Origin of the sequence: Haemophilus sp. HMSC061E01 (genome assembly GCF_001810345.1) — a bacterium.
Classification (GTDB): domain Bacteria; phylum Pseudomonadota; class Gammaproteobacteria; order Enterobacterales; family Pasteurellaceae; genus Haemophilus_D.
The window spans coordinates 113,454-137,557 of sequence record NZ_KV800998.1; the positions used below are offsets into that span (position 1 = coordinate 113,454).

25 protein-coding genes and 1 pseudogene are annotated in these 24,104 nt (G+C 39.1%); 22 read left to right on the plus strand and 4 right to left on the minus strand.

Annotated elements, in window-relative coordinates; all coding sequences use genetic code 11:
* Positions 1 to 7: 7 nt before the first annotated feature.
* The 4 genes and pseudogenes from yggU to HMPREF2732_RS00995 all read right to left on the minus strand — a co-directional run bounded on the left by yggU (position 8) and on the right by HMPREF2732_RS00995 (position 2,778).
* Positions 8 to 296, minus strand: a pseudogene (gene yggU / locus HMPREF2732_RS00980) (DUF167 family protein YggU).
* A gap of 77 nt (positions 297 to 373) precedes the next feature.
* Entirely contained in the window at positions 374 to 919 is a 546-nt protein-coding gene (locus tag HMPREF2732_RS00985; protein WP_070590251.1) for a YggT family protein, read from the minus strand.
* Positions 919 to 1,866, minus strand: coding sequence for a magnesium/cobalt transporter CorA (gene corA / locus HMPREF2732_RS00990; RefSeq protein ID WP_070590257.1), 948 nt, complete (start codon positions 1,864 to 1,866; stop codon positions 919 to 921). The genes HMPREF2732_RS00985 and corA overlap by 1 nt, the downstream gene beginning before the upstream one ends.
* 312 nt (positions 1,867 to 2,178) lie before the next feature.
* Positions 2,179 to 2,778 carry a YajG family lipoprotein gene (locus tag HMPREF2732_RS00995; RefSeq protein ID WP_070590260.1) on the minus strand — a complete coding sequence of 200 codons (600 nt, stop codon included), beginning with the start codon at positions 2,776 to 2,778 and terminating at the stop codon, positions 2,179 to 2,181.
* A gap of 84 nt (positions 2,779 to 2,862) precedes the next feature.
* Here HMPREF2732_RS00995 and HMPREF2732_RS01000 point away from each other — a divergent pair, with 84 nt between their 5' ends.
* The 22 genes from HMPREF2732_RS01000 to trmD all read left to right on the plus strand — a co-directional run bounded on the left by HMPREF2732_RS01000 (position 2,863) and on the right by trmD (position 24,081).
* Positions 2,863 to 3,174 carry a BolA family protein gene (locus tag HMPREF2732_RS01000; RefSeq protein WP_070590264.1) on the plus strand — a complete coding sequence of 104 codons (312 nt, stop codon included), beginning with the start codon at positions 2,863 to 2,865 and terminating at the stop codon, positions 3,172 to 3,174.
* Positions 3,175 to 3,573: 399 nt separating this feature from the next.
* Entirely contained in the window at positions 3,574 to 4,917 is a 1,344-nt protein-coding gene (locus tag HMPREF2732_RS01005) for a Na(+)-translocating NADH-quinone reductase subunit A (RefSeq protein WP_070590268.1), read from the plus strand.
* Positions 4,918 to 4,919: 2 nt separating this feature from the next.
* On the plus strand, positions 4,920 to 6,155 hold the full coding sequence (locus HMPREF2732_RS01010) for an NADH:ubiquinone reductase (Na(+)-transporting) subunit B (RefSeq protein WP_070590272.1): 1,236 nt from the start codon (positions 4,920 to 4,922) through the stop codon (positions 6,153 to 6,155).
* On the plus strand, positions 6,148 to 6,939 hold the full coding sequence (locus HMPREF2732_RS01015; protein ID WP_005695373.1) for a Na(+)-translocating NADH-quinone reductase subunit C: 792 nt from the start codon (positions 6,148 to 6,150) through the stop codon (positions 6,937 to 6,939). The genes HMPREF2732_RS01010 and HMPREF2732_RS01015 overlap by 8 nt, the downstream gene beginning before the upstream one ends.
* A complete protein-coding gene (locus tag HMPREF2732_RS01020; protein WP_049379887.1) occupies positions 6,939 to 7,568 on the plus strand; it encodes an NADH:ubiquinone reductase (Na(+)-transporting) subunit D in 630 nt (209 codons plus the stop codon). The genes HMPREF2732_RS01015 and HMPREF2732_RS01020 overlap by 1 nt, the downstream gene beginning before the upstream one ends.
* 3 nt (positions 7,569 to 7,571) lie before the next feature.
* A complete protein-coding gene (gene nqrE, locus HMPREF2732_RS01025) occupies positions 7,572 to 8,168 on the plus strand; it encodes an NADH:ubiquinone reductase (Na(+)-transporting) subunit E (protein ID WP_049362633.1) in 597 nt (198 codons plus the stop codon).
* A gap of 10 nt (positions 8,169 to 8,178) precedes the next feature.
* Entirely contained in the window at positions 8,179 to 9,414 is a 1,236-nt protein-coding gene (nqrF, locus tag HMPREF2732_RS01030; RefSeq protein WP_005698140.1) for an NADH:ubiquinone reductase (Na(+)-transporting) subunit F, read from the plus strand.
* A 132-nt stretch (positions 9,415 to 9,546) separates the two neighbouring features.
* Positions 9,547 to 10,587, plus strand: a complete 1,041-nt coding sequence (locus HMPREF2732_RS01035; protein WP_070590276.1) for an FAD:protein FMN transferase — start codon at positions 9,547 to 9,549, stop codon at positions 10,585 to 10,587.
* A gap of 2 nt (positions 10,588 to 10,589) precedes the next feature.
* Positions 10,590 to 10,850 carry a (Na+)-NQR maturation NqrM gene (nqrM, locus tag HMPREF2732_RS01040; RefSeq protein WP_049379890.1) on the plus strand — a complete coding sequence of 87 codons (261 nt, stop codon included), beginning with the start codon at positions 10,590 to 10,592 and terminating at the stop codon, positions 10,848 to 10,850.
* A 4-nt stretch (positions 10,851 to 10,854) separates the two neighbouring features.
* Positions 10,855 to 11,292: a hypothetical protein gene (locus HMPREF2732_RS01045; protein ID WP_070590280.1), complete on the plus strand. Its 438-nt coding sequence runs from the start codon at positions 10,855 to 10,857 to the stop codon at positions 11,290 to 11,292.
* Between the two features lie 168 nt (positions 11,293 to 11,460).
* Complete coding sequence (mnmA, locus tag HMPREF2732_RS01050; RefSeq protein ID WP_070590285.1) at positions 11,461 to 12,612, plus strand: tRNA 2-thiouridine(34) synthase MnmA; 1,152 nt, start codon at positions 11,461 to 11,463, stop codon at positions 12,610 to 12,612.
* An 81-nt stretch (positions 12,613 to 12,693) separates the two neighbouring features.
* On the plus strand, positions 12,694 to 13,515 hold the full coding sequence (locus HMPREF2732_RS01055) for a hypothetical protein (RefSeq protein ID WP_014064151.1): 822 nt from the start codon (positions 12,694 to 12,696) through the stop codon (positions 13,513 to 13,515).
* A gap of 273 nt (positions 13,516 to 13,788) precedes the next feature.
* Positions 13,789 to 15,816 carry a BCCT family transporter gene (locus HMPREF2732_RS01060; protein ID WP_070590288.1) on the plus strand — a complete coding sequence of 676 codons (2,028 nt, stop codon included), beginning with the start codon at positions 13,789 to 13,791 and terminating at the stop codon, positions 15,814 to 15,816.
* Positions 15,817 to 15,880: 64 nt separating this feature from the next.
* A complete protein-coding gene (locus HMPREF2732_RS01065) occupies positions 15,881 to 17,800 on the plus strand; it encodes a BCCT family transporter (RefSeq protein WP_070590670.1) in 1,920 nt (639 codons plus the stop codon).
* 166 nt (positions 17,801 to 17,966) lie between these two features.
* Entirely contained in the window at positions 17,967 to 18,197 is a 231-nt protein-coding gene (tatA, locus tag HMPREF2732_RS01070) for a twin-arginine translocase TatA/TatE family subunit (RefSeq protein ID WP_005695386.1), read from the plus strand.
* Positions 18,198 to 18,199: 2 nt separating this feature from the next.
* The gene (tatB, locus tag HMPREF2732_RS01075; protein WP_070590291.1) at positions 18,200 to 18,805 is read left to right on the plus strand and encodes a Sec-independent protein translocase protein TatB; all 606 of its coding nucleotides are present in this window, start codon (positions 18,200 to 18,202) and stop codon (positions 18,803 to 18,805) included.
* A 9-nt stretch (positions 18,806 to 18,814) separates the two neighbouring features.
* The gene (tatC, locus tag HMPREF2732_RS01080; protein ID WP_070590294.1) at positions 18,815 to 19,597 is read left to right on the plus strand and encodes a twin-arginine translocase subunit TatC; all 783 of its coding nucleotides are present in this window, start codon (positions 18,815 to 18,817) and stop codon (positions 19,595 to 19,597) included.
* 56 nt (positions 19,598 to 19,653) lie between these two features.
* On the plus strand, positions 19,654 to 20,676 hold the full coding sequence (gene hemB, locus HMPREF2732_RS01085; protein WP_070590298.1) for a porphobilinogen synthase: 1,023 nt from the start codon (positions 19,654 to 19,656) through the stop codon (positions 20,674 to 20,676).
* Between the two features lie 233 nt (positions 20,677 to 20,909).
* A complete protein-coding gene (gdhA, locus tag HMPREF2732_RS01090; RefSeq protein ID WP_070590301.1) occupies positions 20,910 to 22,259 on the plus strand; it encodes an NADP-specific glutamate dehydrogenase in 1,350 nt (449 codons plus the stop codon).
* A 226-nt stretch (positions 22,260 to 22,485) separates the two neighbouring features.
* Positions 22,486 to 22,731, plus strand: coding sequence for a 30S ribosomal protein S16 (gene rpsP / locus HMPREF2732_RS01095; protein WP_005697005.1), 246 nt, complete (start codon positions 22,486 to 22,488; stop codon positions 22,729 to 22,731).
* A 44-nt stretch (positions 22,732 to 22,775) separates the two neighbouring features.
* Complete coding sequence (rimM, locus tag HMPREF2732_RS01100) at positions 22,776 to 23,303, plus strand: ribosome maturation factor RimM (protein ID WP_070590304.1); 528 nt, start codon at positions 22,776 to 22,778, stop codon at positions 23,301 to 23,303.
* A 37-nt stretch (positions 23,304 to 23,340) separates the two neighbouring features.
* Positions 23,341 to 24,081 carry a tRNA (guanosine(37)-N1)-methyltransferase TrmD gene (gene trmD, locus HMPREF2732_RS01105; RefSeq protein ID WP_070590309.1) on the plus strand — a complete coding sequence of 247 codons (741 nt, stop codon included), beginning with the start codon at positions 23,341 to 23,343 and terminating at the stop codon, positions 24,079 to 24,081.
* Positions 24,082 to 24,104: the final 23 nt, after the last annotated feature.

Consider the following 24,104-nt stretch of genomic DNA (forward strand, 5'->3'; position numbering starts at 1 on the left):
GCTGATTTTATAAGAGATTTTGAATTTCAGATGGAATTAATTTAGGCGAAGGAATCCAAACATTGTTTATGTCGGTTTAATTCACCTTTTTCAAGAACTATTGAGCTTTTAGGTACTTTGAATGCTTTACTCAAAAATTTCAGCAAGTGAGCATTGGCTTGACCATCAACAGGTGGAGCTGTAATCGTAATCTTGAGCTCATCATCATGTAATCCCACGATTTGATCTTTACTGGCTTTGGGTTGCAGAATGATTTTAAGACGCAGTCCTTCAGGTGTTTGTTCGATTGCTGACATAACTAAATTCACTTACCACATTTACAATAAGGGCTGGAAAATCCAGCCCGAAAAATAACATTATTTTTGACCGCACTTTAAGCGGCGATTGCCCATAAAACCTGGAAGTAGTCGTAAAAAAGATTATTCAAAAATAATAGAACAATGGCGATAACCATCGGTGAAAAATCAATCATGCCCACAGTTGGTAAAATACGTTTAATTGGTTTCAATAATGGCTCAGTAAGTTGATATAACGCGTAGAATGCAGGGTTATTGCCACGATTAAACCAACTTAAAATTGCACCGGCGATTAACACATAGAAAATTGCCACACCGATATTTTTAATTAGTCCTAATATGCCCAATAGTAAGAAGAAACTGAGATTTAATCCGCCAAAGAGAATCGATTTTAGTCCGCAAAGCAAGAAGACTAAAAACAGTGCCGCCGTTTCCACTTTTTTCACCACAGGAAAAACTTTACGTAATGGTGCAACAACTGGTTGGGTAAATTTCAGTGTAAATTGAGAAATAGGATTGTAATAATCCACGTTTGCTAAGGGGAGCCATACGCGTAAAATTAATACTAAACAATACAGATCGATAATCGATCCTAAAAATAATGCAGTTTGGGAAATTTCCATTATAACCAACCTTTCCGTTTAAAATAGATATAAGGCGTAAGCGCCGCACCAATCATTAATCCAATAGCCATTGGGTAACCATATTTAAAATGGATCTCTGGCATAAATTCAAAGTTCATCCCGTAAGTAGATGCCACAAGTGTTGCCGGTAGGAACATCACCGACACCACCGAGAAGAATTTCATGATTTTATTCTGCTCGATATTAATATAACCCATTGCCGCCTGCATTAAAAAGTTTACTTTTTGGAACAATGATTCATTATGCGGTTGCAAGGATTCGATATCTCGTAAGATTTCTCGTGCTTGTTCTAACTGATTTGGCGGTAAGCGAGTTTTACGCACCAAGAAACCCAATGCACGTTGTGTATCCATCAAACACAAACGCACTTTAGAACTGGTATCTTCTTGTTCTGTTAGGGTATTTAAGGCTTCATTGAAAGCTTCATCTTGCGTGCCATTTAAAATCACGCGACTTAATTTTTCCAAATCTGCATAAACGTTTTCGATAACATCCGCTAATTGCTCAATTTTGGTTTCAAATAAGTCGAGTAAGACTTCATACGCATTACATTCGAATAAGCGCTGGCTACGAGAACGCATACGATATAAACGGAATGCCGGCAATTCGCGATCACGCAGGGTAAATAGGCGACCATCACGAATAGTAAATGCCACGCTTGCGAGGTCGGCGTAGTTTTCTTCATCTTCACAATAAAAGAATGAGTGCAAGTGTAAGCCGTCTTCGTCTTCAAAGAAACGTGCAGATGCTTCGATGTCTTCCAATTCGAGGAATGAGGCGAGACTTTGTCCTAAGCCTTCTTGCAACATTTCACGTTCTTCCCCTGTCGGCTCCAGCAAATCTAACCAAATGGCAGAGCTGAGATCGGCTGGTTCGTCATCAATACGAAGCAAGCGGGAATCGTTAATGGCAAAAGCGTTAATCATTGGTCATACTCCTTTTGGGATTATGAAGATCCAACTGTGAACAAAAAAAGATCAAACGAAATTAGCACTAGAGAAAAGTGCGGTCAAATTTTTGAATGTTTTAAAATGGGTTTCGTTCGATAAAAGATGCCGAAGAAAGGTAAGTTGATTACCAGCGAACTCTCGCTGATAAGAGGCGAGAGTCTAAAGCGATATTCGGTATCGACTATGACTGTCCAAAGTGTGTGTCCTTCTCGTTAAAAAATCGGTCGAATGTTACGCTTGAAAGGCGTATTCGTCAAGTGATTATTGAAAAGGACACGGCACTTTTAATTAATTAGTATATTGATTAATGGCGTTAGTAACTTCTTGATCTTGATAAATATTATTAACAATATCTTTGAAGGTTTCGCCTAACACTTTTTGAATTTCATCATTGCTCGCATTAAATGCGCCAGATTGTGAACGGGTTGCATTAAAGGTTTTGTTGTATTGTCCGCGTGGACCTTGTACATAAACAACCGCTTGAATTTTGCTGTTCAAGGTATAACGTAAATTACCTTGCTCTACTTTAGCGTTAAATTCTTTTACATCAACAGTTACGCCAGCATTCGCATTATTCGCTTGTCCAATACGGAAACCTTTACTAACCAAATTTTGTTGCATCACCTGTTGGAAAAGTTGAGTAACGCTTGGTGAGGCGTTTAATTTAATCAGCTCACCTGATTTAGTATAAGTTGCAATTTCTTGTTGTGGACGAGAATCGCGAGTATTAACTGTTACCACTGCTGATTGGTTAATATTCATTGATGCAGTCGGAGATTGAGGCGCAAAAGTTAAGGTATTAGATTGCGCTTGGCAACCCGCTAAAAATAATGTCGCTGCCGCCAACGTTATTGTTGATAATGCTTTGATTTTGTTTGTTACTTTCATAATTTCCTCATTGAATTAGGTTAATTTGTGTTATTCTTACAAACTTAACGCTGAATGTATAGCAAAAAGTTAGGGAGTTTATTTATGTCAAAACAGCAAGAATTATTAGAGAGAATTCAGGCCGAATTTCAACCGCACTTTGCCACCGTGGAAAATGAAAGCCATATGCACAGTTCCGGTCGCGGGTCTGATTCTCATTTTAAATTAGTGATTGTCAGCGATGCTTTTGAAGGCATGCGCAAGGTGCAACGCCACCAAAAACTTTATCAACTTTTTGCCGATGATTTAAAAAATGGTATTCACGCATTAGCGCTTCATCTTTATACAAAAAGCGAATGGGAGAGCCTAGGTGAAGCATTTCCAAAATCACCAAATTGTCTTGGTGTTGGACAGTAAGTATTTCCTTACGTTCCCTGTATTCCATTTCAATAATAAGAGAGAAGGCAAGAGGCTTTCTCTCTTTTTATTTTAACGTGAATTTATTTTTAACTCCTAATGAGTGTTACTCTAAAAACTTCACAAATATTTCACAAAAAGTATCGGCTAAAAGTAGAAAAAAAGCCCATTTTCCGCTAGAATGAAGCGCTTTTAATTTTCGAATTTCAATTTCTGGATGTGTAAGTAATCCCTTACTCGTCGAGGAATTAAACAGATTTGAGTTTTTAAATTTATGTGTCAGTTAATAACGCTTTGATCTTAAAAGTGTTTTCTGTCACGCTCAATCGCGAGATTGCTTTTAGAGTGTATGCTTTAATCGCAATCGTGTTTTTAACCTAGAAAAGTAGTGCAAACAGTATGATTACAATCAAAAAAGGCTTGGATCTTCCTATTGCAGGAAAACCAGCACAAGTAATCCATAGCGGTAACGCTGTGAATCAGGTTGCGATTCTTGGTGAAGAGTATGTGGGTATGCGTCCTTCTATGAAGGTACGTGAAGGCGATGTTGTGAAAAAAGGCCAAGTGCTTTTTGAAGACAAGAAAAACCCTGGAGTGGTTTTCACAGCCCCTGCGAGCGGTACTATCACTGTAATTAATCGTGGCGAAAAACGTGTATTACAATCTGTGGTCATTGATGTGCAAGGTAACGATCAAGTTACTTTCGCTAAATATAACGCAGGTGAGCTCAATACGCTTTCTTCTGAACAAGTTAAACAAAACCTCGTTGAATCCGGTTTGTGGACAGCGTTCCGCACCCGTCCGTTCAGCAAAGTGCCTGCCTTAGATGCAGAACCTTCTTCTCTGTTTGTAAATGCGATGGATACCAATCCTTTGGCAGCAAATCCAGAGGTGGTATTAAAAGAGCATTGGCAAGATTTTATTGACGGTTTGACCGTGTTAAGTCGTCTATTCCCAAATAAACCATTAAATCTATGTAAAGCTGGCGATAGCAATATCCCAACCGTGGATTTAGCTAACCTAAAAGTACATGATTTTGGTGGTGTTCATCCTGCTGGCTTAGTGGGGACACATATCCACTTTATCGATCCGGTTGGTGCTCATAAAACCGTATGGCACATCAATTACCAAGATGTGATTGCTGTAGGTAAATTATTCACTACAGGCGAACTTTATGTTGAGCGCGTTGTTTCTCTTGCTGGTCCGCAAGTGAAAGAACCTCGTTTAGTTCGTACAGTAATCGGTGCTAACCTTTCTCAATTAACGGCAGGTGAGTTAAAAGACGGTAATAACCGTGTGATTTCTGGTTCTGTGCTTTGTGGTCAAACTGCAAAAGATGCTCATGACTATTTAGGTCGTTATGCATTACAAGTGTCTGTGATTGCAGAAGGTAATGAGAAAGAGTTCTTAGGTTGGATCACACCACAATCGAACAAATATTCGATTACCCGTACCGTATTGGGTCACTTTGGTAAAAAATTATTCAACTTCACTACCGCAGAAAATGGTGGTGAGCGTGCAATGGTACCAATCGGTAGCTATGAGCGCGTGATGCCGTTGGATATTTTACCGACATTATTATTACGTGATTTAATCGTGGGCGATACCGATGGTTCACAAGCGTTAGGTTGTCTTGAATTAGATGAAGAAGACTTAGCATTATGTTCTTTCGTTTGCCCGGGCAAATATGAATACGGTTCAATCTTGCGTCAAGTATTGGATAAGATTGAGAAGGAAGGTTAAAAATGGGTTTAAAAAATCTTTTTGAAAAAATGGAACCCGCGTTTTTACCAGGCGGTAAATACAGCAAGCTTTATCCGATCTTTGAATCGATTTATACCTTGCTTTATACACCAGGTACGGTAACGCACAAAAACACACACGTTCGTGATGCGTTAGACTCAAAACGTATGATGATTACGGTTTTCCTTGCGTTGTTCCCAGCGATTTTTTACGGGATGTACAATGTGGGTAACCAAGCGATCCCAGCTTTAAATCAATTAGGCAATTTAGATCAATTAATTGCTAACGATTGGCACTATGCGCTTGCAAGTTCATTAGGTTTAGATTTAACCAATAATGCAACTTGGGGCTCAAAAATGGCGTTAGGGGCGATCTTCTTCTTACCAATTTACTTAGTAGTATTTACTGTTTGTACAATTTGGGAATTATTGTTTTCAGTGGTGCGTGGTCACGAAGTAAATGAAGGGATGTTCGTTTCAACCATTTTATTTGCGTTAATCGTTCCACCAACATTGCCATTATGGCAAGCAGCGCTTGGTATCAGCTTTGGTATCGTGGTAGCGAAAGAAATCTTCGGTGGTGTAGGTCGTAACTTTATGAACCCTGCACTTGCTGGTCGTGCATTCTTATTCTTTGCTTATCCGGCTCAAATTTCGGGTGACTTAGTATGGACTGCTGCAGATGGTTTCTCTGGTGCAACCGCACTTTCACAATGGTCTCAAGGTGGTCAAGCTGCATTACAACACACTGTAACCGGTCAACCTATTACTTGGATGGATGCATTCATTGGTAATATCCCAGGTTCAATGGGTGAGGTTTCAACGCTTGCGTTATTAATCGGTGGTGCAGTGATTGTATTCACTCGAATTGCTTCTTGGCGCATTATGGCTGGTGTCATGATCGGTATGATTGGTACTGCAACCTTATTCAACTTAATCGGTTCTGATTCTAACCAAATGTTCTCAATGCCTTGGCATTGGCACTTTGTATTAGGTGGTTTTGCACTTGGTATGATCTTCATGGCTACAGACCCTGTATCCGCTTCATTTACCAACACGGGTAAATGGTGGTACGGTGCGTTAATTGGCGTGATGGCTGTATTAATTCGTACAGTGAACCCAGCTTATCCAGAAGGGATGATGTTAGCGATTTTATTTGCAAACTTATTTGCACCAATTTTCGACTACATCGTGGTTCAAGCAAATATCAAACGTCGGAGAGCAAGAACAAATGGCTAAATTTAATAAAGATAGCGTTAGCGGTACAGTTACCGTTGTTGTGTTGCTAAGTTTAGTGTGTTCTATCGTGGTTTCTGGTGCTGCAGTAGCATTAAAATCCAAACAAGATGAACAAAAAGCACTCGACGTTCAACGTAACATTTTAACTGTTGCTGGCTTAATGAAAGAAGATAATGCATCAGTAATTAAAGACACTTACAGCAAATTTATTGAACCACGTTTAGTGGATTTGCAAAGTGGTGATTACGTTCAAGCTTCAGCAGAAGAAATTAATAAATTTGAACCTAAAGATGCCGTTAAAGATCCAGCTAAAAGCCAAGCTATCCCAGCTGAGGCTGATAAAGCAGGAATTAAGGTTCGTGCAAACCAAGCGCGTGTTTATCTTGTAAAAGATGAACAAGGCAATGTAACCCAAGTGGTATTACCAATGTATGGCCGTGGTTTATGGTCAACCATGTATGGTTTTGTTTCTGTTGCACCAGATGCAAATACCATCAAAGGTATTACTTACTATGATCAAGGTGAAACAGCTGGTCTTGGGGGCGAAATTGCGAACCCACGTTGGCAAGCACAGTTCGTTGATAAAAAATTATTCGATGAACAAGGTAACCAAAAATTCAAAATCTATAAAGGTAGCTCTGCTGCAGATAAAGAGCACGGTGTAGATGGTTTATCAGGTGCAACTTTAACCAGTAATGGTGTTCAAGGTTCATTTGATTATTGGTTCAGCCAAAATGGCTTTGGTCCATTCTTAGCGAAATTTAAAGCAGGAGAAATCAAATAATGGCTGATGCAAAAGTAAATTTAAAAGGTCTTTTATTAGATCCTATTGCTAAAAATAACCCGATTGCCTTGCAAATTTTGGGTATCTGTTCTGCATTAGCGGTAACAACCCAATTACAAACAGCGATCGTTATGGCGATTGCGGTAAGTTTGGTAACCGGTTTTTCCAGTTTGTTCATTTCATTGATTCGTAACTATATTCCAAATAGTATCCGTATCATTGTGCAACTGGCGATTATCGCGTCTTTAGTAATCTTGGTTGACCAAGTATTAAAAGCTTATGCTTATGGTTTATCTAAACAGCTTTCTGTATTCGTCGGTCTTATCATTACAAACTGTATCGTAATGGGCCGTGCAGAAGCGTTTGCGATGAAATCACCACCGTTAGAAAGCTTTGTTGACGGTATCGGTAACGGTTTAGGTTATGGTGCGATCTTATTAATTGTCGCCACATTACGTGAATTAATCGGTTCTGGTCGTTTGTTTGGTTTCCCTGTATTCCAAACGATTCAAGACGGCGGTTGGTATCAACCAAACGGTTTATTCCTTCTTGCACCAAGTGCGTTCTTTATTATCGGCTTCGTTATTTGGGGCTTAAGAACGTGGAAACCTGAGCAACAGGAGAAATAATCAATGGAACATTATATTAGCCTATTCGTGAAGGCGATCTTCATTGAAAACATGGCGCTCTCTTTCTTCTTAGGGATGTGTACTTTCCTTGCGGTTTCTAAGAAAGTTTCTACGGCATTTGGCCTTGGTGTTGCGGTAACAGTAGTACTTGGTATTGCGGTACCAGCGAACCAATTTGTGTATGAACATGTATTAAAAGATGGCGCATTGGTAGAAGGTGTAAGCCTTGAGTTTTTAAACTTCATTACCTTTATCGGGATTATTGCGGGTCTTGTTCAATTACTTGAAATGACTTTAGATAAATTCTTCCCAGCACTTTATAACGCATTAGGTATCTTCCTTCCACTTATCGCCGTAAACTGTGCGATCTTTGGTGGTGTATCTTTTGCGGTACAACGTGAATACACTTTTGCAGAATCTGCAGTTTATGGTGTAGGTGCGGGGCTTGGTTGGATGTTAGCAATCGTTGCGCTTGCAGGCTTAACCGAAAAAATGAAATATGCCGATGTACCGGCAGGCTTAAAAGGATTAGGGATTACCTTTATTACTGCTGGCTTGATGGCGCTTGGCTTTATGTCATTCTCTGGAATTCAGTTATAAGGAGGCATAAATGAGCGAATCTTCAATTTTATTATTAGGTGTTGCGGCATTTACGGTTATCCTTTTAGTGCTCGTTGCGATTATTTTATTCGCTAAATCAAAATTAGTGGATTCTGGTGATATCACCATTACTATTAATGACGATCCTGAAAAAGCGATCACTTTACCTGCTGGTGGCAAATTGCTTGGTGCATTAGCAAGTAAAGGTATCTTCGTTTCTTCTGCTTGTGGTGGCGGTGGCTCTTGTGGTCAATGTGTAGTGAAAGTGAAAAGTGGCGGTGGTGAAATTCTACCAACCGAACTTTCTCACATTAATAAACGTGAAGCAAAAGAAGGTTATCGTTTAGCTTGTCAAGTGAATGTAAAAGGCAATATGGACGTTGAACTTCCAGAAGAAATCTTCGGCGTGAAAAAATGGGAATGTACCGTTATTTCTAATGATAACAAAGCTACCTTTATTAAAGAGCTTAAATTAGCGATTCCTGAAGGTGAGGAAGTACCTTTCCGTGCAGGTGGTTATATCCAAATCGAAGCTGATCCACATACGGTTTACTATAAAGATTTTGATATTCCAGAAGAATACCACGAAGATTGGGATAAATACGATTTATGGCGTTATGTGTCTAAAGTGGACGAGCATATTATCCGTGCTTACTCAATGGCTTCATATCCAGAAGAGAAAGGCATCATTATGCTTAACGTGCGTATTGCAACGCCTCCACCACGTCAACCTGATGCACCTCCAGGTCAAATGTCTTCTTACATTTGGTCATTAAAACCAGGTGATAAAGTGACAATTTCTGGTCCATTTGGTGAATTCTTCGCGAAAGAAACCGACAACGAAATGGTCTTCATCGGTGGTGGTGCAGGTATGGCACCAATGCGTTCTCATATCTTTGACCAATTAAAACGTTTACACTCTAAACGTAAAATGTCATTCTGGTATGGTGCACGTTCTAAACGTGAAATGTTCTATGTAGAAGATTTTGATCAGCTTCAAGCAGAAAATCCGAACTTTACATGGCACGTGGCATTATCTGATCCGTTACCAGAAGATAACTGGACAGGTTACACTGGCTTTATTCACAACGTACTTTATGAAAACTACTTGAAAAATCATGAAGCACCAGAAGATTGTGAATACTACATGTGTGGACCTCCGGTGATGAATGCGGCGGTAATCAAAATGTTGAAAGACCTCGGTGTTGAAGATGAAAACATCTTATTAGATGACTTCGGTGGTTGATTTTAGTTAATCAAAACATCATTAAAACTGACCGCACTTTGTGATGAAGTGCGGTCAATATTTAAGATGGATTACAGGCAAGCTGATGGAAGAGTCGGTTTGCCTGTAATTCATATATTTAGGAAGGAATAGATGAAAAAAATATTAAGCGGATTGATTGCAATTGCCTTGGCTTGTTCATTAAGTGCTTGTAAAAAAGATCCCGAAATTATTTCACTTAGCGGCAAAACCATGGGAACCACTTACCATATCCGCTACATTGAAGATGATTCTGTTAGCGAAAACGTACAAAAAACACATGAACAAATTGAAGTAGTTTTAAAAGACGTAAATCAGAAAATGTCCACTTACATTAAAGATTCCGAATTGAGCCGTTTTAATCAAAATACGCAAGTGAATACACCGATTGAAATATCGGCTGATTTTGCCAAAGTCTTACAAGAGGCGATTCGTTTAAATACGGTTACTGAAGGAGCATTGGATGTGACTGTGGGGCCTGTAGTGAATTTATGGGGCTTTGGACCAGAAAAACGCCCAGAGCGTAAGCCAACCCCAGAGCAACTTGCTGAACGTCAAAGTTGGGTCGGAATTGATAAGATTCACCTTGATATGAGTGGTAAAACCCCAACATTAAGTAAAGCCGTGCCACAGGTTTATATTGATTTATCATCTATTGCTAAAGGTTTTGGTGTGGATCAAGTTGCGGATGTCTTAGAGCAAAATCACGTACAAAACTATATGGTGGAAATTGGCGGGGAAATTCGCGCTAAAGGTAAAAATCCTGAGAATAAAGCCTGGCAAATCGCCATTGAAAAACCGAATAATACAGGGGAAAGAGCAGTTCAAGAAGTGATTGGTTTAAATAATATGGCGATGGCAACTTCAGGTGATTACCGTATTTATTTTGAGGAAAATGGCCAACGTTTTGCACATGAAATTGACCCGAAAACAGGCTATCCAATTCAGCATCATTTGGCCTCAATTACCGTGCTTGCACCAAGTTCAATGACGGCTGATGGTTTATCTACAGGTTTATTTGTACTCGGTGAAAATAAAGCACTTGAAGTGGCCGAGAAAGAGAATATTCCGGTTTATTTAATTATGAAAACCGAACAAGGCTTTGAAACGAAAATGTCCTCAGCCTTCCAAAAATTACTCGCAAATAAGGAATAATCATGCAAACTTTATTTTTTACCCTAATCGCTTTTGTGGCCATTATTGTATTAATGTCTGTGGGCTTTATCTTTAAAAAACAAAGCTTAAAGGGCAGCTGTGGCGGACTTTCATCACTCGGTATCGCCAAAGCCTGTGACTGCGATAAACCTTGCGACACTTTACAAGAAAAATTAGATGCTGGTGATGAAAATGCCAAAGCTGAGTACGAACAAAAATTTGCGAAGAAAGACGATGATTCGCAATTTTATGAAGTGAAATAAATAGATGAAATTATTAAAATTTGTTTATACATTAATTTTATTGACGGTTTCATCTTTTTCCTTTGCAGGATATTACCCCGCAAAGGTAAATGCAGATCTTAATTTATATGCAGATTCTGAATTTAATAAACCCGTTATTCTTGTAAAAGCAGGAGCATGGTTAAATACAATGCCGATGTTTTCTGCTACCGAGATTCGTTATGGAACAAGCTCAGTTTATATGACTGAACAGGATCAAATAAAATTAGGTGATAAAAAATCATTAGTGCTTGAAAAAGGTATTTTTGATGATGAGGAACCCGATACCTCTAATTCTTATCCTGATGTACTTATCCAAAAAGATACACCTATTTATAGTAAATCGGTATTGAGTAAAACAGAGGCTGAAATTGAAAATATGCCGACTTTATTTACATTAAAAGCAACCGATATTCCTTGCTAAACTTTCAAGGAGGTTGTCGGCGAATCGGGTAAAACGTTTTATAAAATTTCTTTTAATGATGAGCCTTCTTATATTTTAAAAGAAGATACATCAATTATTCAGCAATAAAGTAGCTATTATTTATCAACAACCAATGTGCTTCGCCTTAACCGAAGTTACGGGAGACTTATGTTAACTTCAAATACTTATAATCAACATTTCGCACCTTTGAGTGCAGAACAACTTGCCCAAAATGCCACTAAAAAGGTTATTTGCGGTATGTCTGGTGGGGTAGACTCCTCCGTTTCCGCATTTATTCTTCAACAGCAAGGCTACCAAGTGGAAGGCCTGTTTATGAAAAACTGGGAAGAAGATGACGATACCGATTATTGTACAGCCGCAGCGGATCTTGCTGATGCGCAGGCAGTATGTGACAAGCTAGGTATTAAGCTACATAAAATCAATTTTGCGGCGGAATATTGGGATAACGTGTTTGAACATTTCTTAACAGAATACAAAGCTGGTCGTACGCCAAACCCGGATATTTTATGCAATAAAGAAATTAAATTTAAAGCTTTCTTGGAATATGCAGCGGAAGATTTGGGCGCTAACTATATTGCTACCGGCCATTATGTGCGTCGTCGTGGTGCAGATAATCAAGCAGAGCTATTACGCGGCTTAGATAGCAACAAAGACCAAAGCTATTTCCTTTACACGTTGAGTAAACATCAGGTAGGTCAAAGCCTTTTCCCTGTAGGTGAAATCGAAAAGCCAATCGTGCGTGCTATTGCAGAAGATTTAGGTTTAATTACCGCGAAGAAAAAAGACTCTACTGGGATTTGCTTTATCGGTGAGCGTAAATTTAAAGATTTCTTAGCGCGTTATTTGCCGGCTCAACCAGGTGACATCCGTACCGTAGATGGCGAGATTATTGGTCGCCATGAAGGCTTGATGTACCACACACTGGGGCAGCGAAAAGGATTAGGTATCGGTGGATTAAAAAATGCCGGTGATGAAGCCTGGTATGTAGTAGATAAAGATGTGGAAAATAATGAATTAATTGTGGCACAAGGCCATGATCATCCACGTTTGTTCTCCAAAGGCTTAATTGCCAAGCAGCTACATTGGGTGAGTCGCGAACCCGTGCGTGAAGCGTTCCGTTGTACGGTAAAAACTCGTTATCGCCAAACGGACATCGCTTGTTTAGTTGAGCCAATTGATGACGATTGCATCCGAGTGATTTTTGACGAACCGCAAGCCGCGGTCACGCCAGGTCAATCAGCCGTGTTTTACCTAGATGAAGTCTGCTTGGGTGGCGGCATTATCGAAGAACGAATTTAATCAACATTCAATAAAGTGCGGTCAGAAATTTAACGATTTTTCTGACCGCACTTTTTAATTATTTACCTAATGGAGCTTTTTATGCGTCACATCGTATTGGGATGTCTGTTAACTTTGTTTTCCACTACACTTTTTGCCCACTTAAAAACAGATTTAGCCTTATTAAATTTGAAAGGACCAGTAAAAAAATGGGAAATGAAAATAACAGATCTACGTAATTCTTCTGTTTTGGAACATAAGATTACTCACTTTAATCCAAAGGGATTTAAAATCAAAGAAGAAACATTAGATTCTTCTGCTCAAACAAAAAACTTTGTGTATGACGAACAAGGGCGATTGATTAAAATTTTTTGGAGTGATGATGACGCTGTTCTCGAATATAGCTATCGTACTAATTCAGATGGTACTTTGACGGTTATAGAGAAACAGAAATTTAAAGATAGCGAATCTCGAGTTATATCTGAAAATACTTATGATAAAAATGGATTATTAATCATTAAAAAAGAAACAGATGACTCTTGTGAGAATGAGTGCGAGAAACTTGAAAATGGCATGAACAAATATAGCTACCATTATGATGAACATGGCAATGTTGTAGAATTTAAGAATGAGCTTTTTGCTGTTGAGCCTGTAAAATATACCAATAAATACTCTGATGGAAAACTAATTGAACAGACAGAATTCAGTTATGGTGGAAAAGAGGTGAGGACTTTTGATGCTAATGGACATCAAATTCAATTTGAAGAATTCCCACCTTTGGGATTTGGAGATGGTTCAAAATCTTCTGTAAAACGTTGGAAAAAGACTGTTGATAACTATGGCAACGTGTTGAAGGATGAAGAGTTTGATGAGGCTAATGAACCTAGCAGCACTATTGTTGAACATTCATATGAGTATTATTAAGTTAAAGTGCGGTCAAAAATTTAACGATTTTTCTGACCGCACTTTTTCTTTATCGTATTTTAATTTTCGTTAATTTGAAAAAATATTGATATTTTGATATTATAAATTTCGTATTTGGAAACAATCCACTCAAATCCTACTGAGGGTTTCCTTCAAAATCGCACTTCTCCGTGCTGTCATTTGCGATGGTTCCATCGCACTATTTAGGGCTTAAGGTCTTGTTTTATTTAATCTGATTTTATTTTTATTCACTTAATTTTTAAGGGGAAAGCGTTGTCTTTATCTAAATTTATGGAAAAGCAAACGTCGTTCAATCCTTTAGTGATTGGTGCAACGTTATTTTTTGTGGTGTTACTGGTAGCAATGATTTTAATTGTACCGGAACAAACACAAACTTTATTAAATGCCGCCAAATCGGGCATTTTTGCCAACTTTAGTTGGTTTTACGTCTTAGCATTCTCAGTGTTTTTGGGCTTTTTAGTCATTTTATCAGTCAGTAGCCTAGGTAATATCAAATTAGGCAATGATGAAGAAGAGCCTGAATTCGGTTTTCTGTCTTGGTTAGCGATGTTATTTGCCGCCGGTATGGGGGTGGGGTTGATGTTCTTTGGTGTGGCAGAGCCCTTAACACATTACTTATCTGATATTACTACAGGCAGTGCAGAGCATAAGCAACAAGAAGCCTTGTTACACACCGTATTCCACTGGGGAATTCATGCCTGGGCAGTGTATGGCACGATTGCCTTGGCATTGGCTTACTTTGGATTCCGTTACAAATTACCTTTGGCGTTACGCTCTTGTTTTTATCCATTATTGAAAGAGCGTATTAATGGCAAGTTAGGCGATCTTATCGACATTATGGCGTTACTTGCCACCTTATTCGGTATTATTACAACGTTAGGTTTCGGTGCTTCTCAATTGGGGGCAGGCTTACATCAATTAGGCTGGATTAGTGAAAATAGCTTCAGCTTGCAAATTGTCGTGATTACTGTGGTGATGAGTTTAGCCATATTTTCCGCGATTTCTGGCGTAGGGAAAGGGGTAAAAATCTTAAGTGAGCTGAATTTAACATTAGCTTTCTGTTTGTTGATTTTCGTATTAGTGGCGGGGCCAACACTTTATTTGTTATCAGCGTTCAGCGACAACATCGGAACTTATCTCAGCAACTTAGTACAATTAAGCTTCAAAACCTATGTTTATGAACAAGAACATACTAGTTGGTTTAGTGGTTGGACGATTCTGTATTGGGCATGGTGGTGTTCTTGGGCACCATTTGTAGGTTTATTTATTGCTCGTATCTCAAAAGGACGCACCATTCGCGAATTTATTTTCGGCGTATTGGTGGTTCCTAGCATGTTCGGTATCTTGTGGTTTACCGTATTTGGTAATACGGCCATTTGGTTAAATGATGGTGAAGCTGCAGGTATGTTAGGACAAATGATTTCCTCGCCTGAAACGTTGCTCTTTAAGTTCTTAGATTATTTACCGCTTTCTGGTGTAACGGGTTTAGTGAGTTTGGTGGTGATTTCTTTATTCTTTATCACCTCAGCAGACTCCGGTATTTATGTATTAAATAACATTGCATCACGTGATAAAAGTCTTGCTGCACCACGTTGGCAAGCGGTGATGTGGGGCATATTAATGTCAGTTGTCGCCATTGTTTTGATGCAATCAGGCGGCTTGGCTAATCTACAGGCAATGACGCTATTAGTGGCGTTACCTTTCGCCATGTTGATGTTGTTGATGTGTTTTAGTTTATGGAAAGGCTTAAATGCGGACAAAAAATATTTTGATACCAAAGTTAATCCAACCAGTATTTTCTGGACGGGGGATAAGTGGAAAGAACGTTTGGAGCAGATGATGAACCAAACGCAAGAAAAAGATATTTTACGCTTCCTTAAACATACGGTATTACCGGCAATGCGTGAGCTACGCCAAGAATTGATTGGTAAATATGACTTAAGCGTACAGGTGAATACTTTGTTTGAGCAAGATGAACCTGCAGTAGAGTTAGTGATTCAGAAGGATTCTATGCGAGATTTTATGTATGGAGTCAAATCTATCGGCCGTGAGGTGTCAGAGCAATTAATTAATGATGATAACTTGCCACATATCCAACATAGTATGACCTATGAGCCATACACTTATTTCTTTGATGGTCGAGTGGGTTATGATGTGCAATATATGGACCAAGATGAATTGATTGCCGATATGTTGAAACATTATGAACGTTACTTAAGTTTGCTCGACGATGTGGGTCAAGAATTGATGGCACATGAGCAAACAGAACTGGCTGAATAATAAGACTAAAGTGCGGTTGAAAATCCTCTTAATTTTTAACCGTACTTTTTATCTTAAAACAAATATGAAGATACAAAATACTTTCAAAGCAAATGTTATTTGGGGCAGTTTAGGTTTTAGTTTAGCGATTATTGCAGCCCTTTTATTTGATACGCAGCAAACGATATCTTATCTTGCTGCGGCGAAAGCCTTTATTTTCTCTCAATTTAGCTGGTTTTATATTTTACTGAGTGCATTTTTTCTATTCTTTTTACTTTTCTTGGCGTTAGGACGATACGGCGATATTAAACTTGGTAGTGATGAGGAAGAACCAGAGTTTAAATTAGGCTCTTGGATTGCATTACTCTTCACCTCTGGAATTGGTATTGGCATTGTTTTTCTCGGTGTTGCTGAACCGCTTTCACATTTTCTTTCACCAATAGGTGAATATGAGAAAGTTAGAACGGCATTATTTTTTAGTATTTTTCATTGGAGCATCAGTGCTTGGGCTATTTATGGATTGATCGCACTTACGATTGCTTACTTCGGATTTCGCTATAAATTACCGTTTTCTTTACGTTCTTGTTTTTATCCCTTACTGAAAGAAAAGATTAATGGAAGAGTCGGGGATATCATTGATATTCTCGGAATTTGCACTACCTTATTTGGCGTGGTCGCAACCTTAGGTTACAGTGCAATTCGGTTGGCGGCAGCGTTCCATTCCATGCATTTATTGGATAACTCACCGTATTTGGTTCCCCTTATTTTGGTGAGTGTTTTTATCATTGCTATTTTAATTTCACTGCAGGGCATAGCTAAGGGATTCCGCATTCTTAGTGAGCTTAATCTAGGCGTCACATTTCTCTTTATGCTACTGGTTTTGCTATTCGGTCCGACGATATATTTAATTTCTGCGTTTACAGAAAATATTGGTACCTACTTAAGCGGTTTAATTAGAGTCGGTTTCAAGGCTTATGCCTATGATGTAGAACATTTAGACTGGTTTATGGATTGGACGGTTTTTTACTGGGCATGGTGGTTTTCATGGGCGCCTGGGTTTGGAATTTTTATCGCACGGATTTCTCGTGGACGAACTTTACGGGAGTTTATTTTCGGCGTATTGATGGTGCCAAGTTTATTCTTCGTTTTATGGTTCACTGTATTTGGTAATGGGGCCATTTGGGTCAATGAACATCTTGCTAAGGGAGCATTAGGTCAAGCTGTAAATAATGTGGGGTCACTCCTTTTTGATTTTCTGAGTTATTTACCCTATTCCGGCTTAACTAAAACGTTAGCTTTATTTATTATCACACTCTTTTTTATTGTAACCATTAACTTTGGTATTTATACGCTTAATAATATCGCAATTGAAGACAAAAGCCAGGTTTCACCTCGTTGGCAATCTATGTTTTGGGGTGGTTTATTGTCAGCTGTTACATTTGTTCTTTATCTTTTTGGCGGTATTGAAATACTACAATCAACGATGTTGTTTTTCTCTTTACCTTTTGCTCTGTTGATGTCAGTGATGGCATGGAGTTTGTTAAAAGGTTTACGATTTGAACGACAATATTATTCCACAGAGGTTTCAGATTTGTGGACAGGTGCAAACTGGCGTAGTCGTTTAAGACAGCTAGTGATTGAACCTAAGCGAGATGACGCCATTTTCCATTTAAAAACAACGGCACTTTTAGCAATGAGAGAGTTACGCCAGTTATTCATTGGTACCTATGGTTTAAATGTGATATTACAGCAACATTTTGACCGCGATAATAATCAACTGGTTCTTTCTATTGAAAATGGACTAGCAGAGGATTTTTTTTACCAAATCACCTTGTTTGAGAAGCCCGTATCTGAAACAGCACAAGTTCATCATGCATTAATGGTTTCAACCAATATTCAATTGGAAGGTTATCCTTTGAGTATTACAAATGAAGAGGATTTGATCGTGGACATCTTGCAATGTTATGAGCGATACATGAAAGAACTGGATTTTGTTATTTCATAATTCCTGTCTCATGAGCAAACAGAACTGGCTGAATAATAAGACTAAAGTGTGGTTGAAAATCCTCTAATTTTTTTGACCGCACTTTTAAAATTACCTCTTGAGACAAATGCATAAAAAGAGTATATTCAAGCCCAAATTTTCAATTTAATTCTAACGGAGTTTTTCTATGTTTGGTTTATCCCCAGCACAAATGATTATTTTATTAGTCGTAATTTTATTAGTATTCGGTACCAAAAAATTACGCAATGCGGGATCTGATCTTGGCGCAGCAGTAAAAGGCTTTAAAAAAGCGATGTCTGATGACGAGCCGAAAAAAGATGCGGAGTTTACTCAAATTAAAGACGGTACAACCACCGCTGAAAAAACTGAAACTGTAAAAGATAAAGAACAGGCATAACCGTGTTTGATATTGGTTTTTCCGAACTTGTTTTATTGATGCTTGTGGGCTTAGTAGTGCTAGGCCCTAAGCGTTTACCTGTGGCTATTCGCACGGTAATGGGCTGGGTGAAAACGATCCGTGGATTGGCAGCTAATGTTCAAAATGAATTAAAACAAGAGCTTAAATTGCAAGAGTTGCAAGATAGTATTAAGAAAGCGGAACAACTTAATCTCAAACAGCTTTCCCCAGATTTAAGTAAAACCGTTGAAGAGCTGAAAGAGCAAGCTCAAAAAATGCGCGTAGAGTTAGAAGAAAAAGCAGCTGCAGCAGGTACAACGGTAGAAGAGCAAATTAAAGAAATTAAAAGTGCGGCTGAAAATCCGACTGATTCTGCGGAAAAACTTGAGGTAAGCGTACAAGAAACAGCAGAGAAACCGGTTGAAACAGCATCCACAGAACATGCAGAGAATGAAACTGCCGAAGTTTTGGAATCTGAAAAAACAGAAGTGGATTTGACCGCACTTGAACCTCATGAACAAGCTGAATTAACTGAGCGTTTATCCGATTACTATTCGCCGGATGATGTGGAGCTACAGCCAGCACCTAAATCTGAAGCTAAGTCCTAGAGAATAATTATGAGCAATACGACGGACGATTCCCAACCGTTAATTACCCATCTTGTTGAACTCAGAAACCGCTTATTACGTTGTGTAATTTGTATTTTAGTGGTTTTTGTGGCGTTGGTTTATTTTTCTAATGATATTTATCATTTTGTCGCCGCACCTTTAACAGCGGTGATGCCAAAAGGTGCAACGATGATTGCAACCAATATCCAAACGCCTTTCTTTACGCCAATTAAATTAACCGCGATTGTTTCGGTGTTTATTTCTGTACCTTATTTGCTTTATCAAATTTGGGCATTTGTTGCACCAGCACTGTATCAACATGAAAAACGTTTAATTTATCCGTTATTATTTTCCAGTACAGTTTTATTCTATTGCGGTGTAGCGTTTGCTTATTATGTTGTTTTCCCTTTCGTGTTTAGTTTCTTTACGCAAACTGCACCAGAAGGGGTAGCTATCGCAACAGATATCAGCAGTTACCTTGATTTTGCGCTAGCATTATTCTTGGCTTTCGGTGTGTGCTTTGAAGTACCCGTTGCCATTATTTTGCTTTGCTGGACAGGTGTCACAACAACGAAAGCATTGGCGGCAAAACGCCCTTATATTATTGTGGGAGCATTCTTTGTTGGCATGATCTTAACGCCACCAGACGTGTTCTCTCAAACTTTACTTGCTGTACCAATGTGTCTTCTCTTTGAATTAGGCTTGTTAGTTGCACGTTTCTATCAACCGAAAGAGGATGAAGAAGAGGCAAGTGCGGTAGAAAATCAGGGTGATTTGAATCACAAAGATTAAGAAAATGGGCGTAGGTGATACGCCCTTTTAATATCATAAAAACAGGAAATATTATTATGACTCAACAAATTTTAGGCGGTTTTCCAACCCGTCGTCTTCGTCGTTTACGTAAACATGATTTTAGTCGCCGTTTAGTGGCAGAAAATACTTTAACCGCGAATGATTTAATTTATCCGGTATTTATCATTGAAGGTAAAAATCATCGTGAACCAGTTCCTTCTATGCCTAAAGTTGAACGTTTAACGATCGATCAGTTATTAATCGAAGCAGGTCTTTTAGTGAAATACGGCGTGCCAGTGATCTCATTATTCCCTGTAGTTGAGCAAGATAAAAAATCTTTAATGGCGGATGAGGCATTTAACCCGAATGGTTTGGTACAGCGTGCAGTGAGAGCATTGAAAGCCGCTTATCCAGAATTAGGGGTATTAACCGATGTCGCACTCGATCCTTATACACTACATGGACAAGACGGGATCATTGATGAAGAAGGCTATGTATTAAACGATATTACAACAGATATCCTGATTAAACAGGCTGTTTCACACGCTGAAGCAGGTGCTGATATTGTGGCTCCGAGTGATATGATGGATGGACGTATTGGTCGTATTCGTCAGGCATTGGAAGAAAATGGTCATATCAATACGCAAATTATGGCGTATTCTGCAAAATATGCGTCTAATTATTATGGTCCATTCCGTGATGCCGTTGGTTCTGCCGGCAACCTTAAAGGTGGTGACAAGAAAACCTATCAACTTGATCCAGCCAACGGTAATGAAGGCTTGCAAGAAGTGGCTCTTGATTTACAAGAAGGCGCGGATATGGTGATGGTGAAACCAGGTATGCCATATTTAGACATGGTATATCGTGTGAAAGACTATTTCGGCGTGCCAACCTTTGCTTATCAAGTTTCTGGTGAATATGCGATGCATATGGCAGCCATTCAAAATGGTTGGCTGAAAGAAAAAGAATGCATTATGGAATCATTGCTTTGCTTTAAGCGTGCGGGTGCGGATGGTATTTTGACGTATTTTGCGAAGCAAGTCGCTGAATGGCTTTACTTAGAAGGTAAAAATAAATAAGCACTTTTTAACTTGAAGTGCTAATCTAGGAGCTAATTTTAGATTTCATCTAATAAAAACGAGAAAATATTAAATGTTTTCTCGTTTTTTATTTTTTTTTCATTTTTTCTATAAAAAAACTATTGCCTAGTTGATTTTTCTATTGTTATATTGATGACACGCCGCAACAAGACGGTGATAAATAAAATAACGTTACACACATCATATTAACTCACTACTAGAAGGAAAATCCTATGTCAGCAGTAGCATCATTAGACGCATTTCTTGAAAAAGTGGCTCAACGCGACGGTCACCAACCTGAATTTTTACAAGCCGTTCGTGAAGTCTTCACGTCAATCTGGCCTTTCTTGGAAGCAAACCCTAAATACCGTTCAGAAGCTTTATTAGAGCGTTTAGTTGAGCCAGAGCGCGCAATCCAATTCCGTGTGGCATGGACTGATGATAAAGGTCAAGTTCAAGTAAACCGTGCTTTCCGCGTGCAATTCAACAGTGCAATTGGGCCTTTTAAAGGGGGTATGCGTTTTCATCCATCCGTTAACTTATCAATCTTAAAATTCTTAGGTTTTGAACAGATCTTTAAAAATGCCTTAACCACATTGCCAATGGGCGGTGCAAAAGGGGGATCTGATTTTGATCCTAAAGGCAAATCAGATGCTGAAGTGATGCGTTTCTGCCAAGCATTAATGGCTGAATTGTATCGTCATGTAGGTCCGGATACCGATGTGCCTGCGGGAGATATAGGTGTGGGTGGTCGCGAAGTCGGTTATCTTGCAGGCTATATGAAAAAATTATCAAACCAAGCTGCTTGTGTCTTTACTGGTCGTGGTCTTTCATTCGGTGGGAGCTTAATACGCCCTGAAGCAACGGGGTATGGATTGGTTTATTTTGCCCAAGCAATGCTTGCAGAGAAAGGGGATAGCTTCCAAGATAAAACGGTTTTAGTTTCTGGTTCGGGTAACGTGGCTCAATATGCCATTGAAAAAGCGATGGAACTCGGTGCGAAAGTCGTAACTTGTTCTGACTCAGCGGGTTATGTGTATTTACCAGAAGGTTTTGATCGTGAAAAATTAGCCGCGTTATTAGAACTCAAAAACGTAAAACGTGGTCGCGTAAAAGAATTTGCGGAACAGTTTGGTTTGCAATATGTTGCGGGTAAACGCCCTTGGGAAGTGAAAGCAGATATTGCACTTCCTTGCGCAACCCAAAACGAATTAGAGATTTTAGACGCTAAAGCTCTAATTGCAAACGGTGTGAAATTGGTTGCTGAGGGTGCAAACATGCCAACCACTATCGAAGCGACAGAAGCATTCTTAGAAGCTGGTGTATTATTTGGCCCTGGTAAAGCGGCTAATGCAGGTGGTGTTGCAACATCAGGTTTAGAAATGGCGCAAAGTTCACAACGTTTATACTGGACAGCTGAAGAGGTGGACAGACAGCTTCATCGTATCATGTTAGATATTCATGCAAACTGTAAAAAATACGGTTCAGCAGAAGGCCAAGCAAACATTAACTATGTAGTTGGCGCAAACGTAGCAGGCTTTGTAAAAGTAGCCGATGCAATGTTGGCTCAAGGGGTTTATTAATCCAATAAATGAATGAAAAATTGACCGCACTTTGTGATGAAGCGCGGTCATTTTTTATGGTGAATTTCTCAAGTAGAAATAGGCTATTGGCTTGCTTTTTTGCTCAAAAAGTGTAAAATCTTCAGGCTTTTTGTCTATATATACAGAGAAAAAAGTAAGCTATATTCTTAAATTACTTTCGAGTTTGAGAATATTCTTTTAGTAATTAAACATTTAGAGGAAGGTTATGGTAACCATTCGTTTATCTCGTGGCGGAGCTAAAAAACGCCCATTTTATCAAATCGTAGTAGCTGACAGTCGTTCACCACGTGACGGTCGTTTCATTGAGCGTGTAGGTTTCTTCAACCCAATCGCACAAGGTAATGCAGAGCGTCTTCGTGTTGATCTTGAGCGTGTAAACCACTGGGTTGCTCAAGGTGCATCACTTTCAGATCGTGTTGCAACTTTGGTAAAAGAAGCTCAAAAAGCATAATCTCGCTTTTTGATTTAGTTCTTAAACTAAGATAGGTGAAAAATATGGAACAACAACGTATTGAAGTTGTGGGCAAATTAGGCTCAACCTACGGTATCCGTGGGTGGTTACGTATTTATTCATCAACAGAACAAGCTGAAAGCATTTTTGAATATCAACCTTGGTTTTTAAAAATCAAAGGCGAATGGCAGCCAACGGAATTAGAAAACTGGCGTCATCATAATCACGAAATCATCGTTAAATTAAAAGGCGTTGATGATCGTGAAGCCGCACAAACTTTAGCAAATGTTGAAATTGGTGTGGATTTATCTGTTTTCCCTGAACTGGAAGAAGGCGATTATTACTGGCACGATTTAATCGGTTGTTCAGTCGTCAACCTAGAAGGTTATACAATGGGAACTGTAACAGAGATGATGGAAACCGGTTCTAATGATGTGTTAGTGGTTAAAGCCAATACTAAAGATGCTTTTGGAAAACAAGAGCGGTTAATTCCGTTCTTGTATGAACAAGTAGTTAAAAGAGTCGATCTCACCACGAAAACAATTGAAGTGGATTGGGACGCTGGTTTCTAATCTCAAGTATGCACAAACGTAATGTAGTAGGCTTTTTATGTGGATAGGGGTAATTTCATTGTTCCCCGAAATGTTTAAAGCGATTACGGAATTTGGGGTTACAGGTAGAGCCGTAAAACATAATCTTCTGCAAGTAGAATGTTGGAATCCAAGAGATTTTACATTCGACAAGCATAAAACCGTGGATGACCGTCCTTATGGTGGTGGTCCAGGAATGCTGATGATGGTGCAACCTTTACGGGATGCGATTCATGCTGCGAAAGCAGCGGCAGGAGAAGGCGTAAAGGTGATTTACCTTTCGCCACAAGGACGTAAACTCGATCAAGGCGGCGTAACCGAGCTTGCTCAAAATCAGAAATTGATTTTGGTATGTGGACGTTACGAAGGTATTGATGAGCGATTGATTCAAACTGAAATTGATGAAGAATGGTCAATTGGTGATTACGTTCTGACCGGTGGGGAATTGCCTGCAATGACATTAATTGATGCTGTTGCGCGTTTTATTCCCGGTGTATTAGGCAAGCAAGCCTCTGCAGAAGAAGATTCTTTTGTAGATGGTTTATTAGATTGTCCGCATTACACCAGACCGGAAGTGTTAGAAGGATTAACTGTACCACCCGTGCTGATGTCGGGACATCACGAAGAAATTCGGAAATGGCGATTAAAACAATCGCTACAAAGAACGTGGCTCCGACGCCCTGAGCTCTTAGAAGGCCTAGCTCTGACTGACGAACAACGTAAACTGTTAAAAGAGGCGCAAGTCGAGCATAACAGTTAGTTTCAGTTACATCTAGGATCAAT

Bases quoted from the DNA above. Each gene is read 5' to 3' on its own strand.
- HMPREF2732_RS00985 (WP_070590251.1), bottom strand. From the start codon at position 919: ATGGAAATTTCCCAAACTGCATTATTTTTAGGATCGATTATCGATCTG.
- corA (WP_070590257.1), bottom strand. From the start codon at position 1,866: ATGATTAACGCTTTTGCCATTAACGATTCCCGCTTGCTTCGTATTGAT.
- HMPREF2732_RS00995 (WP_070590260.1), bottom strand. From the start codon at position 2,778: ATGAAAGTAACAAACAAAATCAAAGCATTATCAACAATAACGTTGGCG.
- HMPREF2732_RS01000 (WP_070590264.1), top strand. From the start codon at position 2,863: ATGTCAAAACAGCAAGAATTATTAGAGAGAATTCAGGCCGAATTTCAA.
- HMPREF2732_RS01005 (WP_070590268.1), top strand. From the start codon at position 3,574: ATGATTACAATCAAAAAAGGCTTGGATCTTCCTATTGCAGGAAAACCA.
- HMPREF2732_RS01010 (WP_070590272.1), top strand. From the start codon at position 4,920: ATGGGTTTAAAAAATCTTTTTGAAAAAATGGAACCCGCGTTTTTACCA.
- HMPREF2732_RS01015 (WP_005695373.1), top strand. From the start codon at position 6,148: ATGGCTAAATTTAATAAAGATAGCGTTAGCGGTACAGTTACCGTTGTT.
- HMPREF2732_RS01020 (WP_049379887.1), top strand. From the start codon at position 6,939: ATGGCTGATGCAAAAGTAAATTTAAAAGGTCTTTTATTAGATCCTATT.
- nqrE (WP_049362633.1), top strand. From the start codon at position 7,572: ATGGAACATTATATTAGCCTATTCGTGAAGGCGATCTTCATTGAAAAC.
- nqrF (WP_005698140.1), top strand. From the start codon at position 8,179: ATGAGCGAATCTTCAATTTTATTATTAGGTGTTGCGGCATTTACGGTT.
- HMPREF2732_RS01035 (WP_070590276.1), top strand. From the start codon at position 9,547: ATGAAAAAAATATTAAGCGGATTGATTGCAATTGCCTTGGCTTGTTCA.
- nqrM (WP_049379890.1), top strand. From the start codon at position 10,590: ATGCAAACTTTATTTTTTACCCTAATCGCTTTTGTGGCCATTATTGTA.
- HMPREF2732_RS01045 (WP_070590280.1), top strand. From the start codon at position 10,855: ATGAAATTATTAAAATTTGTTTATACATTAATTTTATTGACGGTTTCA.
- mnmA (WP_070590285.1), top strand. From the start codon at position 11,461: ATGTTAACTTCAAATACTTATAATCAACATTTCGCACCTTTGAGTGCA.
- HMPREF2732_RS01055 (WP_014064151.1), top strand. From the start codon at position 12,694: ATGCGTCACATCGTATTGGGATGTCTGTTAACTTTGTTTTCCACTACA.
- HMPREF2732_RS01065 (WP_070590670.1), top strand. From the start codon at position 15,881: ATGAAGATACAAAATACTTTCAAAGCAAATGTTATTTGGGGCAGTTTA.
- tatA (WP_005695386.1), top strand. From the start codon at position 17,967: ATGTTTGGTTTATCCCCAGCACAAATGATTATTTTATTAGTCGTAATT.
- tatC (WP_070590294.1), top strand. From the start codon at position 18,815: ATGAGCAATACGACGGACGATTCCCAACCGTTAATTACCCATCTTGTT.
- hemB (WP_070590298.1), top strand. From the start codon at position 19,654: ATGACTCAACAAATTTTAGGCGGTTTTCCAACCCGTCGTCTTCGTCGT.
- gdhA (WP_070590301.1), top strand. From the start codon at position 20,910: ATGTCAGCAGTAGCATCATTAGACGCATTTCTTGAAAAAGTGGCTCAA.
- rpsP (WP_005697005.1), top strand. From the start codon at position 22,486: ATGGTAACCATTCGTTTATCTCGTGGCGGAGCTAAAAAACGCCCATTT.
- rimM (WP_070590304.1), top strand. From the start codon at position 22,776: ATGGAACAACAACGTATTGAAGTTGTGGGCAAATTAGGCTCAACCTAC.
- trmD (WP_070590309.1), top strand. From the start codon at position 23,341: ATGTGGATAGGGGTAATTTCATTGTTCCCCGAAATGTTTAAAGCGATT.